Origin of the sequence: Cytobacillus solani (assembly GCF_001420595.1) — a bacterium.
Lineage (GTDB): Bacteria > Bacillota > Bacilli > Bacillales > Cytobacillaceae > Cytobacillus > Cytobacillus solani.
In genome coordinates this window covers 3,257,130-3,274,116 of the sequence record NZ_LJIX01000006.1, presented here as the reverse complement: position 1 = coordinate 3,274,116, position 16,987 = coordinate 3,257,130, and the positions used below count along the sequence as shown (strand labels likewise).

The following is a 16,987-nucleotide window of genomic DNA, read 5'->3' as shown; positions in this document are numbered from 1 at the left end:
GCTTGTAGGATAGGAGTGCATGTTATTTGGGTCATTAACTGGACGTGCTTCCTGCAGGCTTTTTTGTATTTAATCGTATTAATTAATCGAGTAGCATGGAAAAATAGTAAGGATTCGTGTAGAATAGAACTAATCCTTGGATATGTGAAGACATAATGAGTTTGTAACAGGAGGTTTTATGAAAAAAAGCAATTGGATTCTTTTTATTCTATTAATAGCGATGAGTTTAGCATGGGGACTTTATTATTGGTTTTTTATCGTTCCATCTAAGTAGAGCCCAGTAATAATTTTTAGAATAAGTAAACAGTTAAAAGATCAGTTATTAGTGTACAAACTAGTGCTGTATACATATATTATTATTACAGTTTGAAATACTAAATTTTTGGGGAAAATAAGATGGAATGCTAAAATCTAATGAGGGATAAAAATGTTAATTCGATATAAAAAAACATTCGAAAAGATTGCTATGGGTTTGTTATCTTTTATGCCAAATGAAAAAGATCTCAAGAAGCTCCAGCAAACGATGAAACAATACGAAAGTGAGGAGAACCTGCAATTATTTCTATGGAAAGCAGGGGAAGATATAATTGGATTAGTGGGTGTTCTTATGAATGAAGATTCAGCCAAGATCCAGCATATCTCTGTCAATCCTTCTCATAGACAGCAAGGGATTGGGAAGTCAATGGTCAAGGCATTAAACGAACTATTCCCAGACAAAAAGATCATAGCAAATGAAAATACCGAATCATTCTTGAGCAAGTGTGATATTACGATTCATACAGAAAAAGGCAGCGAATAATTATTCATTGCCTTTTTTTATGTGTTGTTGTATGAATCTTGTGTTCCTTTTTAATGCTTCTAATCGTTCCTCGATGACACTGCTTCGGTCTCTAGTGGAATGGCGATGAACCACTTCTATATTATTCATATCACTAACTGATCCCCATATGAAACCGCGATCGATGCAGCCAGCTTGGCAGCTCGCAATTAACATCGGATCAATGATTGGAATTGTATAGCTATCATAGGGTTTTCCTAAGGCAATAGCCTTTTGTCTTAATAGGAGGTCGTACATTAATTTATCAGCATCGATTCCTAAAGGGAGAAGCTTATTTTTTTCGTTTTTTAGGATGGCAATTGATTTGGCAATGGTCTTTTTAGCACCAAGGTAATTTTCACGCCGGTGATGATAATTTGAAACCGCTAGGAGGATCAGACCTACCCAAATAGACTGTTTATTGTTTGGGTCAATCTCTTTCCAGTATTCTTCAAGGACTTCATGACATTCGAAATAATCTCTATCCCCATGAAAATGTATCAAAAATTCGATATATGCTTTTGGATACACCACTTCACCTCCCTATTAATATATGTTAATCATATCATAGAACACTCGTCCTAAAAATCAAACAACAGTTTTAAATCAAACAAAAAAACCCGGAAAAAACCGGGTCATAAATACATAATTAGCTTAGCACCAAGCAGCTCCTACAATAATCAGCAGGATGAACAAAACGACAAGTAAAGCAAACCCTGTTCCACCGCACCAGTTGTTTCCTTTAGACATACATCATACCTCCTGTTTCCTTTTTTTGTTTCAAGATCATTTTATGTAGGCAAATACCAAATTGTATGGGCGAATGAAGGAATAATTTCATATGCTTTGAATCAGATAGTTGTCTGGCTACAGCGCCTATCGCCTATCAAACTTCAGGTCCCCTCCCTACGATAAGTCAGCATCGGTTCGCTTACACTCACCGTGTTTCCTTTATCTCAGTCGTGACCCTTCCAGTTTGTACGGCGATGACCAAGGCGTTTTCGCATTTCTAATATTTTTCTATTGGATAGCTCACTTTTATAATTTATACTATAGTAGTCTTTAATGAGGAACTTAATAAGGAAATTTTGGTGAGTAGTAATGGAACATTATAATGTAAAGATTGATGCGTTTGAAGGACCGCTTGATTTGCTTCTTCATTTAATAAATCGGCTTGAGATTGATATATACGATATTCCAGTAGCGGAAATTACTGAGCAATATTTATTGTATATCCATACGATGCAAGTGCTGCAGCTTGATGTGGCAAGTGAATATCTTGTTATGGCGGCCACGTTGCTTGCGATTAAGAGCAAAATGCTTCTCCCAAAGCACGAGGAAGATTTGCTTGATGATGAGTTAGGCTTAGGACATGAAGAAGACACGATGGAAGAGCTTGTTGAAAGATTAGTTGAATACAGAAAATATAAAGAGGCTGCAGTTGATTTTAAAGAAATGGAAAAAGAGCGAGGCTTAATGTTTACAAAGCCTCCAAGTGATTTAAGCGATTATGCAAAAGACATTCAACCGGAAAAAACGGAATTAAACGTCTCCTTGTATGACATGCTTGGAGCATTTCAAAAACTATTAAGAAGACAAAAGCTGCAAAAACCGCTTTCAACAAAAATAGCACGTCAAGAAATCCCAATAGAAACGAGAATGGCTGAAATCCTTGATGATTTAAGGCAATTCAAGGTGCGTAAAAGCTTTTATGACCTCTTTCCCGTTCTTGACCGTGAAAATATTGTGGTTACTTTTTTAGCAGTGTTAGAGCTAATAAAACGCCATGACATCTTTATTGAGCAGGAAGGCAATTTTTCGGAGATTTATGTAAGTGCAATGGAAGGGGGAGAAGAGTATTAATATTATAAATTGGAAGGGCATTGTTGAAAGTCTATTATTTGCTGCAGGAGATGAAGGACTAACTTTAAAGCAGATGGCTCTTGTTCTCGAAGTCGAGGAGCTGCAAGCAGAAGAGATTATTCATGAATTAATGGAAGATTATCGTAATGATGCCATGCGAGGCATCACAGTTATAGAGCTAGCAGGCACTTTCCAGCTCGCTACAAAAAAGGAGAATTCAGCCTATCTAAAAAGGCTTGTCGTTACGCCGCAGGCTTCGACATTATCGCAAGCAGCGTTAGAAACACTAGCAATTATTGCTTATAAACAGCCCATTACAAGAGCAGAGATTGAGGAAATAAGAGGAGTGAAAACGGAGCGGCCAATACATACACTCATGGCTAAGGCACTCATTAAAGAAGTGGGTCGAGCAGATGGCTCGGGAAGAGCATACCTATATGGCACTACGAAAGAATTTCTTGATTATTTTGGATTAAAAAAGATTGAAGAGCTGCCGCCGCTTCCTGAAAAGATAGAAGATGATTACCAGCAGGATGATGCAGATTTGTTTTTTGGCAGGTTTCAAGAAACAATGGACTCTTGAATTTTTCATACAATTTAATTTTTTTGTGATAATATATACTTGTAAAATAATGCTTCATTTTCAAAATGGAGCATTTTCTATATCGTTTTTGTTATTACATATGGGGAAATGTTCGAGGAGGCGTTAAGATGCTAATTAAACAATGCAAGGGATATGAACTGGAAAAGGAGAAATCGAATACATCTGAGGATTTCTTTAATCGAAGTGAAGTTACCTTTGAAGAAGATGGACAAGAAAAGACACTACATGTCCTATATGTCAGGTATTTTGATGAACTGGTTCATGAATTTACTTCATTTGAAGCAAATCCAATTTTTAAAGCAGGGACTAGGGAAGTTGAATTTAAAGATATTGTGGCACTGATTTGTTTATTGAAGAATCCAGGTTTCCGCCATCGCAAGCGTGTATACATCAATTCTAAGTTTGATTTCGCATCCTATTTCCAGGATGTTGACTACGCTAAGCTGCCAGCTATCTTTGAAGATTTAGAAACGAAAAAAAGCTTTAATCTTCGTTCACCCTTAGAGTACATTGTTCAGCCTCAATAAGAATATTATTTTTTAAAAGGAGCAGCCTTTAGGTTGCTTTTTTTATTAGAAAATTGCCAGCTGTTTGCATATAAAACACTGGAAAAGCAATTTTTCTTCTGGCTGCTCATACGATAGAAAGGGACTATTTAGGAAAGAGGGATCGTATGAGCAAAATGAATGACTATATTCATGATGTGTTTAAGTGGAATAAGGAACTTCGGGCGTTTCTCGAATCAGAAAATGTCGACGAAAACAATGAGCTTTGGCAGAAGATGAATCGCATGACTGATATTATGGAGGGAATCCAAAATCCATTAGATAATCATGAATTGTTGGAGATTCAGAACTATGTAGAAGAACTGCACGCGGACATGGAGAACTATTTCGTGAAAAGGCAAGAGCTTGGAAGTGTTTATGTCAATCCCCCTCAAGTTGCTGCGGGCAATCATTCATTGCCTCCTTTGCCATATGCATACAATGCATTAGAGCCGTATATTTCTGAGGAAATTATGAGATTACATCATGAAAAGCATCATCAATCATATGTAGATGGACTGAATAAAGCGGAAAAAGAGCTAAATAAGGCAAGGAAATCAGGAGATTTTTCTTTAGTTAAGCATTGGTCACGGGAGCTTGCCTTTCATGGGTCCGGTCATTATCTTCATACGATTTTCTGGAATAATATGATGCCTAAAGGCGGGGGAAAGCCCTCAGGAAGCTTGTTAAAAGCAATAGAAAAGTATTTTGGCAGTTTTGAAGCATTTAAAAAGCAATTTACTGAAGCAGCAAAGCAGGTGGAAGGTGTTGGCTGGGCTGTTCTTGTCTGGTCACCTAGAGCCCATCATCTCGAAATACTGCAATCAGAGAGGCATATGCTTTTAACACAATGGGATACGATCCCTCTGCTTGTATTGGATGTCTGGGAGCATGCCTACTATCTTCAATATAAAACTGACCGTGCTGGCTATGTGAAAAATTGGTGGAATATTGTTAATTGGAAAGATGTGGAACAACGGTTTATGAAAGCTTCTGAGCTTAAATGGAAACCATTTTAATAGATTTAAAAGGCGAAAAACAATCTATGTTTTTCGCCTTTTATTGTCATATCAATACTTGTCCTGCATAAAATTGTACAAACCAGTGAAGGAGACTGCAATGAAAAATATGAAAAAGCTGATAATCTTTCCCCTGATTGCTGCAATTCTAATCTCGTTTATTCCTCAGGTGGCACATGCTTCTTTTTCTGTTAGTGCACATAGTGCCATTTTAATGGAGCAAAGTTCTGGCCGGGTTTTATATGATAAAAATGCAAATAAGCCGATGAGAATTGCAAGTATTACAAAAATCATGACAGCTATTTTAGCTATTGAATCAGGAAAAATGGATGAATTGGTAAAGGTAAGTGAAAAGGCAGTCCGTGCTGAAGGCTCCTCCATTTATTTAGTTCCGGGTGAAAAAATAAAGCTGGAGGATTTAGTTTACGGTCTAATGCTCCGATCAGGCAATGACGCAGCTGTTGCTATTGCAGAGCATGTTGGTGGAAGCCTGGATGGTTTTGTTTATTTAATGAATCAGAAGGCAGAAGAAATTGGTATGAAGAATACTCATTTTGCCAATCCGCATGGGCTTGATGACCATGAAAATCATATGTCAACGGCATATGATATGGCACTTTTAACACGTTATGCAATGAATAATGATGATTATGAGAAAATTTCAGGCACGAAAGTCCATAGTGCACCACATCCAACAGAAGAGTGGGATCGGAAGTGGAAGAATAAAAATAGACTGCTAACAGAGCTTTACAAATATACAACAGGTGGAAAGACAGGCTTTACGAAACGTGCGAAGCGCACATTAGTAACGACAGCTGCAAAAGGGGAGCTGAACTTAATTGCTGTGACTCTAAATGGTCCGGATGATTGGAATGACCATATTCAAATGTATGAGTCAGGGTTTAATACTTATCGTTTAGTAGAGGTTTTGCCAAAGGGAAATATTGCCCAGGTGAAGGATAAATTTTATAAAAAGAAGGTATATGTTGAACATGGATTTGACTACCCAGTAACATCAAAAGAAAAGAAACAATTCAAAATTGAATATAAATTAATAAAGCCAGAAAAGGAATGGAAAGAGAATCCCCCTGAAATTGTTGGTCAAGTAACTGTTTATTTCAACAAACAGCAGGTGAAAAAGATGCCAATATATTACAAGCATGCTGATAATAAAGACAAGCAATCGTTTTTTGAGCAATTTAGAAATATATTTCTCGTGATGATTGGTGTGAAAACAGATGGTTAATATTATATGGGTGTTCTTAACAGTCATAGGGATTATCTTTGCAATGGTTAATGGGACGATGGATCAAGTGAATGAAGCTATCTTTAATGGGGCAGCGGAAGCCGTTACTTTATGCATCGGATTAATCAGTGTTCTTGTTTTTTGGCTAGGAATGATGAAAATAGCCGAGGATGCTGGGCTATTAAAAAAACTGTCACTCTTATTTAGACCAATTGTGAAAAAGCTTTTTCCGGATGTACCGAATGATCATCCTGCAATGGGCTACATACTTTCCAATATGATGGCAAATATGTTTGGGCTTGGGAATGCAGCAACCCCGCTGGGAATTAAGGCGATGGAAGAACTGAAACGATTAAATGGCGGATTGGATGTAGCCAGCCGTTCGATGATCACCTTTCTGGCGATTAATACTTCAAGTATAACGCTAATACCAACGATGGTTATAGCCATACGGATGAAATATGAATCCGCATCTCCGACAGAGATTGTCGGTCCCACGTTAATTGCATCCTTCTGCTCTGCAATAGGCGCCATAATCATTGACCGATATTTTTATTATAGAAGAAAGAAAAAAGCGTAAACGCCTTGAATAGTCCCGACAAGTATAAGACAAGTCTCACTAAAAAGGTGTACTTTACCTTTCTGGGAGGGTTAGCTTGTGACTTCGAGGTCGACAAATACGCGACGTCCTCTTAAAAGCTTCACTTTTAGTCGTGCGATGCATTGCTGACGAAGCTTTCCTTGTCCTGTCGCATTGTCGACACTAGTACGTCCTGTACGTCGGGGCTAGACAGCTTGCGCTTGGTGCAGAAAATTAACTCAAAAAGAGGTGGACATCATATAGATGAAAACTATCTAAAAGAGCGAGAAAAGGATGAAGTCGTATGCAAGTTGTATCGGTTATCTCCCTCTGGTTTATTCCTGTTCTAATTGGTTTTATATTAATATATGGGACGATAAAACGTGTGCCTACTTATGAAAGCTTTGTTGAAGGCGGAAAAGAAGGGATAAAAATCGCTGTCTCGATTATCCCTTTTCTTGTTGGAATGCTCGTGGCTATTTCCGTTTTTCGGGCTTCTGGAGCCCTGGAGTATTTCATGGAGTTTATTCGGCCAGTGCTGGAGGCAATCGGCATACCTCCTGATATTGTCCCGCTCGCCATCATTCGTCCGATTTCAGGTTCAGCCGCACTTGGAATAACAAGTGATCTTATCGCCGTTCATGGCCCAGATTCATTTATCGGAAGGTTAGCATCTGTTCTCCAAGGCAGCACAGACACAACTTTTTATGTTTTGACTGTTTATTTTGGTGCGGTTGGAATTAGGAAAATGGGAGACGCCTTAAAGGTCGGACTATTGGCAGATTTAATTGGAATCATCGCAGCAATCGTAGTTGTGACGCTTATTTTCGGCAGAATATGAAAGATACAAACAATCTAAAAACCATTCAAAGATACCTAAAACAATAGGTATTTTTTTTGCTTTATTATTTGAAAAAAGCGTCTACTTTGAAAAAAAGATGATTTATGTCATAATTCATAAGGATGGAAATAGGTATAATTCTTATTAAGTATTAGTCGGGGTGACATAAATGGAAAGATTGCAAAAGGTAATTGCTCATGCAGGATTTGCTTCACGCAGAAAAGCAGAGGAGCTTATCAAGGAAGGTCATGTAAGGGTTAATGGAAAAACTGTAAAGGAACTTGGTGTTAAGGTTTCATCTTCAGATCGAGTAGAAGTGAATGGGATTCCAGTTGAAAGGGAAGAACCCGTTTATTTTCTTCTATACAAACCAAGAGGTGTTATTTCAAGTGTAACAGATGATAAAGGGAGAAAAGTGGTAACTGACTTTTTTCAACAAATTGAGCAGCGAATTTATCCAGTAGGGCGTTTAGACTTTGATACTTCAGGCCTGCTGCTTTTAACAAATGATGGGGAGTTTGCGAATCTGCTCATGCACCCAAAGAATGAGATTGAAAAGGTGTATGTTGCAAAGGTGAAAGGAATTCCTTCAAGAGAGAAAATGAGAAGCCTTGAAAAAGGAGTTCGCCTGGAGGATGGGAAAACAGCTCCTGCAAAGACAAAAGTGCTTTCAATTGATAAGAAAAAGCAAACCGCAATCATTGAATTAACCATTCATGAGGGGCGAAATCGTCAAGTCAGAAGGATGCTCGAGGCAATCGGCCATCCAGTCATAAAATTAAAAAGAGAAAGATACGGCTTTTTAACACTGCAAGGGTTAAAAGCGGGAGAAGCAAGAGAATTAACAGCACATGAAGTCAAGCAATTACGCACGCTATCCAAATCATAAAATCTTTTGCTTATTTGTGTTAATTTTCGACCAATTAAGGGAAATTTCATAGAAAAGTCACAGTTACTTCAAATTGTAAACATTATTAGAATGTTGATAAATGGTATAATAAAAATCGGCTGTTTCGTTTTAAGACGCACAGTGTTTTTTAAAGGGGAGAGTGTGATGAAAAAGCGTCGTTTAGTGATAAGAACGATTATTTTGCTAATTTTGGGTGCAGCTGTCGCCTATACTTTGTATGCAAATTTCACAAAAGATGATATTAAAAAGGTTGTAATTGGAGAACAAGCACCTGATTTCGTTCTCGTCGATTTGAATGGAGAAGAGCATCGTCTCTCAGATTATAAAGGTCAGGGTGTCTTTCTTAATTTCTGGGGTACATATTGCAAGCCATGTGAAAAAGAAATGCCGTATATGGATAACCAGTACAAGCAATTTAAAGACAAAGGTGTACAAACTTTAGCTGTTAACGTAGGTGAGTCTGAGTTATCGGTTAGTAAATTTGCTGAAAGACATAAGTTAACTTTTCCAATTGTATTGGATAAAGACGGGCAAGTTCAGACTGCTTATAAAATTGGCGCACTTCCTGCAACATTTATGATTGATAAAGATGGAAAAGTTGTTAAATATCACACAGGTCAATTGACGGAAGAAATGATTAAAGAGTTAATGGAACAAGTTCAACCATAAGCTACGGGGAGTTTTTTAAATGAAACATGTAAAATGTGAATGCGGGCATGTGAATCCGCATGGAACCATTCTTTGTGAAGCATGTGGAAGAGTTCTTCAGGAATCGGAAAAAGATAAGAAACTTGTTGATATGCGCTATGAAGGCAGTGCACGTCGTTCACAAACATACAACAAAACAATCATTGATAAAATTTGGAACTTTTTCTCATCTGTAAAAGTTGGTGTTTGGCTGATAGTTATTACACTGATTGCTTCAGCACTCGGAACGATTTTACCGCAAGAAATGTACATACCTCCTGTTATGCCTGCTGCAGAGTATTATGAGGATCAGTATGGATGGATAGGGAAATTGTATTATGAACTTGGATTTCATAATTTGTATAGCTCATGGTGGTATCTTGTATTAATCGCATCAATTGGTATTTCCTTAGTCATATGCAGTCTTGACCGGATGATACCGTTATGGCGGGCTTTAAAAGCGCAACGTGTCGCAAGGCATGAAGGGTTTTTAAAACGCCAGCGAATCTTTGGCGTCTCAGAGGCTAGCAATCTTGATGTATCCTATGAAAAGATAAAAGAAAGATTAAAAGCAAAGAGATATAATATCCGAGAAGAAGATGGGAATATTCTTGCAGAAAAGGGCAGATTCTCTAGATGGGGTCCATATGTTAACCATATCGGTCTAATTATCTTCTTAATCGGCGGAATGCTTCGGTTTGTTCCAGGGATGTATATTGATGAAGTCCTTTGGGTTCGTGAGGGTGAAACAAAAGTTATTCCGGAAACAGACGGACAATACTATTTAAAGAATAATAAGTTTATTTTAGAAGTTTATGATAAGGATAAAGATAATAAAGCGTTTAGTAATGCAATTGAGGAAAAAGGGATGGTAGCTAAGAATTACCAATCAGATGTAACCCTATATAAAAAGAAGGGTGAAACGGTTGCAGGACAAGCACCAGAACTTGAGAAGGTAAAGGATTATTCGATTAAAGTAAATGAGCCGTTAAAGTTTGAAGGATATGCACTCTATCAAGTTAGTTATAAATTAGATGAATTAAATCAAATGACCTTTAGACTAAATAAAAAGGATTCAGAGGAATCGTTTGGCGAAATAAAAATTGATTTAAATGACCCGAAGGATCGCTATGATCTTGGCAATGGCTATGCAGTAGAAGTAGTAAGCTATTTTCCTGACTTTGAATTTGATGATAGCGGGGAGCCGATCACGAAATCAAAGGTTCCAAACAATCCCGCTTTTGTATTCAAAATGATTAGTCCTGATAAAAAAGATGGAGAAATCAGCTTCGTAGCGATTCAGCAAACGATCGAGCCATTTGGTGATAATGAATATAAAATGAATTTTGCTGGTATTGATACGAAACATGTTTCATCCATAACAGTTCGTAAAGATTTAACACTATGGATCATCGCTTTAGGCGGACTAATCTTTATGATAGGCGTTGCGCAAGGATCGTATTGGAATCATCGCCGTATCTGGCTTCGCAGAGTAAATGATGAAGTTTGGATTGCTGGACATACGAATAAAAACTGGCATGGATTAAAAAGAGAAATTCAGTCTGTACTAGAGGGTACTGGAATTGATGATCCTGAAGATCAAGTGCAGAAGGAAACTAAAGAATAAGGAGGGAAATCAGTGGTAAGTTTGAGTGGAAATTTATTATTTTCTTCGTTTATCCTGTATTTAATCGCCACTGTCTTTTTTGCTGGTTCGATTAAGGATAAAAAAGGAAAGATGAAAGAAAAAGGCCCAAATAAATGGGCGAAAATTGCTGTTTTTATAACAATTGTTGGATTCATTTGTCAATTAGGTTATTTTATTACTCGCTGGATTGTTGCTGGACATGCTCCAGTAAGTAATATGTTTGAATTTGGAACGTTTTTTGCATTATCATTAGTCGGTGCATTTATCGTTTTATACTATATGTATAAAACACCATTGCTCGGTGTATTCACCTTGCCTGTAGCACTCTTGCTAATCGCATTTTCAAGCATGTTTTCACGTGATATATCACCACTCATTCCTGCACTGCAAAGTCATTGGCTTTATATTCATGTAACAACGGCGGCAATGGGACAAGCAATTTTAGGAATGAGTTTTGCAGCAGGCTTAATTTATCTTGTAAAAGCAGTAGACCAATCAAAACCAAGTAAACGGACTTTTTGGCTAGAAACAATCATGTTTGGTCTCATTTGTACTCTTGGATTTGTACTTGTAACAACTACATTTTCATTATTAGATTATAAAGCTGAATTTAATTGGATTGATAAGAACGGACAACAGTTAAAACAAGAATATACGATGCCTGCGATCACTGGCCCGAATGAGGGCGAGTTATTAACAGCAGGAAAATTTGAGCCGCTTGTAGAAATGCCTGGCATTATTAATGCGAAAAAGCTGAATACCGTTATATGGTCCTTATTGTCAGGAACTATTATATACTTATTATTCAGGTTGATTATTCGTAAACGTGTAGGGGCTGTGTTGCAGCCAGTAGTGAAAAATATTAAACTAGATTTAGTAGACGAAATTGGCTACCGCTCAGTGTTAATTGGTTTCCCAGTATTTACCTTGGGGGCATTAATATTTGCCATGATTTGGGCCCAAATTGCTTGGACACGATTTTGGGGCTGGGACCCGAAAGAAGTTTGGGCACTCATCACCTTCCTATTCTATGCAGCTTTCCTGCACTTACGATTATCAAAAGGGTGGCATGGCGAAAAGTCTGCTTGGCTAGCTGTTATTGGATTTGTCATTATTATGTTTAACTTTGTAGCAGTAAATCTTGTTATTGCTGGTCTGCATTCCTATGCAGGTTAATCAAGCAGTAATATATTTTCGAAAAAGAAAGAGTATCGACTTAAATTAGGGAAAAAGCCTTCACTTCACGTTAGTGAAGGCTTCTTTTAAAAGATATTTTGGGGGATATATGAAAAGAGGGGGATATGAGTTATGGACAAAGACGTTAGGATTTTAGTAGTGGATGATGAGGAAAGGATTCGACGTTTATTAAAAATGTACCTAGAGAGGGAAAACTATTTCATAGACGAAGCTGAGGATGGGAATGAAGCGGTAGCAAAGGCATTAGGAAATGAGTATGATGTCATTCTGCTCGATTTAATGATGCCCGGGAAAGATGGAATCGAAGTATGCCGTGAAGTAAGAGAGAAAAAAGCTACGCCAATTATCATGTTAACAGCCAAAGGGGAGGAAGTTAACAGAGTACAAGGTTTTGAGGTTGGCACTGATGATTATATTGTGAAGCCGTTTAGTCCAAGAGAAGTTGTTTTGCGTGTAAAGGCATTGCTGCGCCGTTCATCAAAAACATCTTTCATTCAAACAGAAACGACTGCGAAAGATGTCATTGTCTTTCCTCATTTAACAATTGATCATGATGCGCATCGTGTATTAGCGGATGGAAAAGAAGTAAGTCTTACTCCGAAAGAATATGAACTGCTTTATTTCTTAGCAAAATCTCCTGATAAAGTTTTCGATCGGGAACAATTGCTTAAAGAAGTGTGGCATTATGAGTTTTTTGGTGACTTAAGAACGGTCGATACACATGTAAAGCGCTTGCGTGAAAAGTTAAATAAAGTGTCAGAACAAGCGGCAAAAATGATTGTAACTGTTTGGGGAGTCGGCTATAAGTTTGAGGTTATTAATGAATGATGCTGTGGCGCAGTGTTGTAGGTAAACTGTGGATTACCACACTTTTGCTCGTATCTTTTGTGTTATTTATTTTAACGATTATGCTCCTTGAGTTCTTTGAAAATTATCATATCAACGAAACAGAAAAAGGGCTTACAGATACTGCGCAAAAAATTGCTCGGATTCTGGAGGAACATGAGAAAGAAATCGGGCTGGAAATTGCGTGGGAATTAGTTGATGACTTTACAAAAATTGTTATCATTCACAAAGAAAATGAATACAATTATTCACCTAATAAAAACCAATCATTTCAGTTGCCTTTGTCGTACTTAACGGAAGATAAAGATTTACAAAAGGTATTTACCGAAAAGAAAACAGTACAGAAGATTTCCCCCTTTTCTATAAAAGAGGAAATGGATAATGATAAGACGAAAATATTAATTATTGGTGTGCCTTTAAAGGAAACAGATAATGAAAATGGTGCTGTTTTTATATACCAGTCATTAGAGGTTATGCAGGAAACAACTCGGACGACAACGAAATTTATTTTTCTTGCTGCGGGTGTAGCCATTATTTTAACAACTATTTTTGCCTTTTTCTTATCCACTCGTATTACTGCTCCACTTCGTAAAATGAGAGAGGCTGCATTTGAAGTGGCAAGGGGGAAATTTGATACGAAAATCCCTTTAACCTCTCATGACGAGATTGGTGAATTGGCGATTGCCTTTAACCAAATGGGGAAACAGCTGAAATTTAATATGAATGCTTTAAGTCAGGAAAAAGAGCAATTTGCCAGTATTTTAAGTGGGATGGCAGATGGTGTCATTACGTTTAATAGAGATGGTACGATTTTAATCACTAACCCTCCTGCAGATCGCTTTTTGCATAATTGGTATTATGAACAAGAGGAAGGCAATGCAGATACAGCGGCTGTTCCTTCAAAAGTAATGGAGCTTTTCCAACAGGCTGTTAATACAGAAAAAGAACAAGTTGGTGAAATCTCTATTCAGGGAAGGTTCTGGGTGATGATTGTAAGTCCACTCTATAATAATAAATATATTCGTGGTGCGGTAGCTGTTATCCGTGATATGACAGAAGAAAGACAGCTGGATAAGCTTAGGCAGGATTTTATCGCAAATGTTTCGCATGAACTTCGGACACCCATTTCAATGATGCAAGGGTATAGCGAAGCCATTGTAGATGATATAGCTGGAACTGATGACGAAAAGAAAGAGATGGCTCGAGTCATTTATGATGAATCCTTAAGAATGGGCAGGCTTGTCAATGAATTGCTAGATCTTGCTAGAATGGAAGCTGGTCATATCCAATTAACAATTGAAGAGATTGAAGTTCATTCTTATTTTCAAAAAATTATTCGGAAGTTTCAAGGACTTGCAAAAGACAAGGGGATTATGCTGGAGCAGGAACTTGAAGGAACTGAAGCTTGGTTTAAATTTGATCCTGATCGATTAGATCAAGTATTAACCAACCTAATTGATAACGCGATTCGCCATACACCTGAAAATGGATTTGTAAAGGTCTCCGAACAAATGGATGAACGCGGCTTGATCATAGAGGTGAAAGATTCGGGTTCAGGTATTCCAGAGGAAGATTTGCCTTTTGTTTTTGAACGGTTTTATAAAGCAGACAAAGCGAGAACAAGAGGACGATCAGGAACAGGATTAGGACTGGCCATTGCCAAAAATATTGTCAATGCACATAAAGGTCAAATTACCGTACAAAGCAAGCTTGGTCAAGGAACGACATTTTCTATCCTTATTCCTCGAAAAAACGAATAATATTGTAGACCATGCCGATTGTTCTTGATTCACGGGAAACAATAGAAAAGCGGAAGCGCCTTGATCATCGCCGTACAAACTGGAAGGGCCTGTTCTTTCGATAAAGGAAACACAATGAGTGATAGCGAATTGATGTTGACTTATCGTAGGGAGGGGACCTGAAGTTTGGTAGGCGATAGGCGCTGTAGCTAGACAATTCTCGTCTTTTTAAAACAAATGAATCATGAACAAATGCAAAAGGAAGGATTCCTGAGAAAATCCTTCCTTTTTTGTATAGAAAATACTATATTTAAAGGTGTAACTTTTTCATTTTTTTATTCGACTAAATTAATGAACGGGGAGGGGAATCGATGGACTCCGTTTTTGATGAATTATATAGAAAATATCATCATGACGTTTTTCAATTTCTTTTTTATATGGTCAAAAACAAAGAACAGGCTGAAGACCTTGTACAAGAGGTATATATAAGAGTATTAAAATCGTATGAAAGATTTGAAGGAAAAAGCAGTGAAAAGACATGGCTTTTTTCGATTGCGCGTAATGTGGCAATTGATTCTTTTCGTAAACAAAAAGGGTGGAAGCAAAGAATTTTAGAAAAGTTTGATTGGTCTACCTCTCAGGTTAAGGATGATCAGCCCATACCTGAAGATATCGCGGTACAAAATGAGGAGATTCAACAAATATACAAGTGTTTGGATCAGTGTACGGTTGATCAGCGGCTTGTCATCGTTATGAGGTATATTCATGAGTTTTCAATCTTAGAAACCGCGGAAAGCTTAGGCTGGACGGAAAGTAAGGTAAAGACGACTCAGCACAGAGCATTAAAAATTTTAAAGAAACAGATGGAAGAAACGATTGGAAAGGAGGGGATGGAAAGTGAAAAAATCAGAATGGAGCGATGAACAGCTTAAAGAATTATTAAGCCAAATGCCAAAAATTAAAGATGAACGTGATCCTCGTGAGATATACCAAAATATTACCATTCGGATGAATAAGCGAAAACAACGAACATGGATCATGCCTTCTGCAGCAGCTGCTTTAGCCGCCGTTCTATTTTTTATTCTTGTCCCTAACCTTTTTAATTGGCAGAGCTCAGAAGAACAGGTGGCAGATCTTGCAAATCAATCGGAATCCTCTCAAAAAATTTCAATGAAGGAAAATGCTGATTTACAAGAAACAGAGGAAAAAGTAAGCATTGAAGAAGAAAATGCGATCCCGTATACGGCAGAGCAGAACCCTGAAGTGCAAGACAAGATGGAAATCAGATCATTGGACATGGAAGATCTAACAACGGCTGTATATGAAGAGGATATTGGCGGGATGGAAGTACTGACTTATGCGATCCCTGATGAAAAGGCAATGATGGCGGTACCAGTTAGTGTACTAGTAGCAAAGGAAGAAGATAAAACCAAATTTGATCTTTTTGAAGAAAATATGATGAATTTAAATGAAAAAGAGTGGGGACTGAAGGATTATTTCCCATTAAAAGCAGAATTTATGCTTGATGAGCAAAGCAAAGTACTAACAGTCGATTTTCCTGTCGACCATCCATACGGAGACGGTTCAGCAGCTGAAACGGTTTTTAATGTAGCGCTTAGCTACACGCTGTCCGCTTTAGATATTAGTGAAATTAAGTTTACAACAGATGGGAAGCCTGGGATGGACCTTGGGAATAGTGGCGTTATAGAAGAATTTATACCTGAATATGGAAATCATGCGTATTATTTTTATTATCCGAATGAGACGGTAAAAAAGCCTTATATTGTTCCGTATGGAGAAAAGTTTAGTTCAATCAGCGAAGCATTAGCGGCTATGAAAGAAAACCAGGAAAAAGCAAAATTATTTGCTTCAATACCTGATGATATAAATTTTGAAACAGAGGTAAACCAGGAAGAAAAGAAGTTAACCATTCACTTTGGAGAAGGTTCCGTCATTAATAACGATGAGTCTACATTGCATACAATCGAGGCCATTCTCTTAACAGCTAAAGACTTTAATTACCAGGCAGTAAAAATGGAGAATGCGAAAGTAGAGATGGTAGGCAGATTTAATTTAACCGAGGAAATTAAAGTACCGGTTGCAGCAAATAAGCGCAGCTTACCATAAGTAAAGCGGAAGCGACTTCGTAACAAATAAAAACAGTTTGGTAAAGAACAAAAGAAGATGAGCCAATGGCTTGTCTTCTTTTTATGTAATAAACATAAGATCCACATCATATGGTGAATATGGCAGGAATTAAAGAAAGAAGAGGAGCGGGGAGCAAGGTGGATTACATCAAACGTTTTATTATTGCAATTATAATGGTACTCTGTGTCAGCCTATTATTTCTTGGCGGAAAAAATACACGGGCACATCACGCAGAAGCAATAGACACACCAGTGGAGTTATCTCAATTTATTTCATAGAATCTATGATTTGCTAGTC

The 16,987-nt window shown here is 37.6% G+C and carries 19 protein-coding genes; 17 read left to right on the top strand and 2 right to left on the bottom strand.

Annotated elements, in window-relative coordinates; genetic code table 11:
• The first annotated feature begins 427 nt into the window (after positions 1-427).
• On the top strand, positions 428-799 hold the full coding sequence (locus AN957_RS18235) for a GNAT family N-acetyltransferase (RefSeq protein ID WP_053476865.1): 372 nt from the start codon (positions 428-430) through the stop codon (positions 797-799).
• On the opposite strand, the gene AN957_RS18230 is transcribed toward AN957_RS18235, so the two are convergent.
• Together AN957_RS18230 and AN957_RS27020 are read right to left on the bottom strand one after the other, a co-directional pair.
• Positions 800-1,348: a DUF309 domain-containing protein gene (locus AN957_RS18230; protein ID WP_056685460.1), complete on the bottom strand. Its 549-nt coding sequence runs from the start codon at positions 1,346-1,348 to the stop codon at positions 800-802. It lies immediately after the preceding gene.
• 123 nt (positions 1,349-1,471) lie between these two features.
• Positions 1,472-1,567: a YjcZ family sporulation protein gene (locus AN957_RS27020; RefSeq protein WP_075209178.1), complete on the bottom strand. Its 96-nt coding sequence runs from the start codon at positions 1,565-1,567 to the stop codon at positions 1,472-1,474.
• A gap of 351 nt (positions 1,568-1,918) precedes the next feature.
• Here AN957_RS27020 and AN957_RS18225 point away from each other — a divergent pair, with 351 nt between their 5' ends.
• The 16 genes from AN957_RS18225 (at position 1,919) to AN957_RS18150 (ending at position 16,968) form a co-directional block, all read left to right on the top strand.
• Positions 1,919-2,680, top strand: a complete 762-nt coding sequence (locus tag AN957_RS18225; protein ID WP_053476863.1) for a segregation/condensation protein A — start codon at positions 1,919-1,921, stop codon at positions 2,678-2,680.
• A complete protein-coding gene (gene scpB / locus AN957_RS18220; RefSeq protein ID WP_053477580.1) occupies positions 2,676-3,263 on the top strand; it encodes an SMC-Scp complex subunit ScpB in 588 nt (195 codons plus the stop codon). The genes AN957_RS18225 and scpB overlap by 5 nt, the downstream gene beginning before the upstream one ends.
• 128 nt (positions 3,264-3,391) lie before the next feature.
• Complete coding sequence (locus AN957_RS18215; protein WP_053476862.1) at positions 3,392-3,811, top strand: hypothetical protein; 420 nt, start codon at positions 3,392-3,394, stop codon at positions 3,809-3,811.
• Between the two features lie 146 nt (positions 3,812-3,957).
• Complete coding sequence (locus AN957_RS18210; RefSeq protein ID WP_053476861.1) at positions 3,958-4,848, top strand: superoxide dismutase; 891 nt, start codon at positions 3,958-3,960, stop codon at positions 4,846-4,848.
• Between the two features lie 100 nt (positions 4,849-4,948).
• On the top strand, positions 4,949-6,094 hold the full coding sequence (locus AN957_RS18205; protein WP_056685457.1) for a D-alanyl-D-alanine carboxypeptidase family protein: 1,146 nt from the start codon (positions 4,949-4,951) through the stop codon (positions 6,092-6,094).
• Complete coding sequence (locus AN957_RS18200; protein ID WP_053476859.1) at positions 6,087-6,674, top strand: nucleoside recognition domain-containing protein; 588 nt, start codon at positions 6,087-6,089, stop codon at positions 6,672-6,674. The genes AN957_RS18205 and AN957_RS18200 overlap by 8 nt, the downstream gene beginning before the upstream one ends.
• 304 nt (positions 6,675-6,978) lie before the next feature.
• On the top strand, positions 6,979-7,515 hold the full coding sequence (locus tag AN957_RS18195; RefSeq protein ID WP_053476858.1) for a spore maturation protein: 537 nt from the start codon (positions 6,979-6,981) through the stop codon (positions 7,513-7,515).
• A gap of 169 nt (positions 7,516-7,684) precedes the next feature.
• Positions 7,685-8,404 carry a 23S rRNA pseudouridine(2605) synthase RluB gene (rluB, locus tag AN957_RS18190; protein ID WP_053476857.1) on the top strand — a complete coding sequence of 240 codons (720 nt, stop codon included), beginning with the start codon at positions 7,685-7,687 and terminating at the stop codon, positions 8,402-8,404.
• Positions 8,405-8,569: 165 nt separating this feature from the next.
• Complete coding sequence (resA, locus tag AN957_RS18185) at positions 8,570-9,094, top strand: thiol-disulfide oxidoreductase ResA (protein WP_053476856.1); 525 nt, start codon at positions 8,570-8,572, stop codon at positions 9,092-9,094.
• A gap of 19 nt (positions 9,095-9,113) precedes the next feature.
• On the top strand, positions 9,114-10,739 hold the full coding sequence (gene resB / locus AN957_RS18180) for a cytochrome c biogenesis protein ResB (RefSeq protein WP_053476855.1): 1,626 nt from the start codon (positions 9,114-9,116) through the stop codon (positions 10,737-10,739).
• 12 nt (positions 10,740-10,751) lie between these two features.
• Positions 10,752-11,936: a c-type cytochrome biogenesis protein CcsB gene (gene ccsB / locus AN957_RS18175; protein ID WP_053476854.1), complete on the top strand. Its 1,185-nt coding sequence runs from the start codon at positions 10,752-10,754 to the stop codon at positions 11,934-11,936.
• Positions 11,937-12,068: 132 nt separating this feature from the next.
• Positions 12,069-12,785, top strand: coding sequence for a response regulator transcription factor (locus tag AN957_RS18170; RefSeq protein ID WP_053476853.1), 717 nt, complete (start codon positions 12,069-12,071; stop codon positions 12,783-12,785).
• Positions 12,782-14,563 carry an ATP-binding protein gene (locus tag AN957_RS18165; protein ID WP_053476852.1) on the top strand — a complete coding sequence of 594 codons (1,782 nt, stop codon included), beginning with the start codon at positions 12,782-12,784 and terminating at the stop codon, positions 14,561-14,563. The genes AN957_RS18170 and AN957_RS18165 overlap by 4 nt, the downstream gene beginning before the upstream one ends.
• A 350-nt stretch (positions 14,564-14,913) precedes the next feature.
• Positions 14,914-15,465, top strand: a complete 552-nt coding sequence (gene sigX, locus AN957_RS18160; protein ID WP_053476851.1) for an RNA polymerase sigma factor SigX — start codon at positions 14,914-14,916, stop codon at positions 15,463-15,465.
• Positions 15,440-16,669, top strand: coding sequence for a GerMN domain-containing protein (locus AN957_RS18155; RefSeq protein ID WP_053476850.1), 1,230 nt, complete (start codon positions 15,440-15,442; stop codon positions 16,667-16,669). Before sigX ends, AN957_RS18155 begins: the two co-directional genes overlap by 26 nt.
• A 119-nt stretch (positions 16,670-16,788) precedes the next feature.
• Positions 16,789-16,968, top strand: a complete 180-nt coding sequence (locus AN957_RS18150) for a hypothetical protein (protein WP_056685453.1) — start codon at positions 16,789-16,791, stop codon at positions 16,966-16,968.
• Positions 16,969-16,987: the final 19 nt, after the last annotated feature.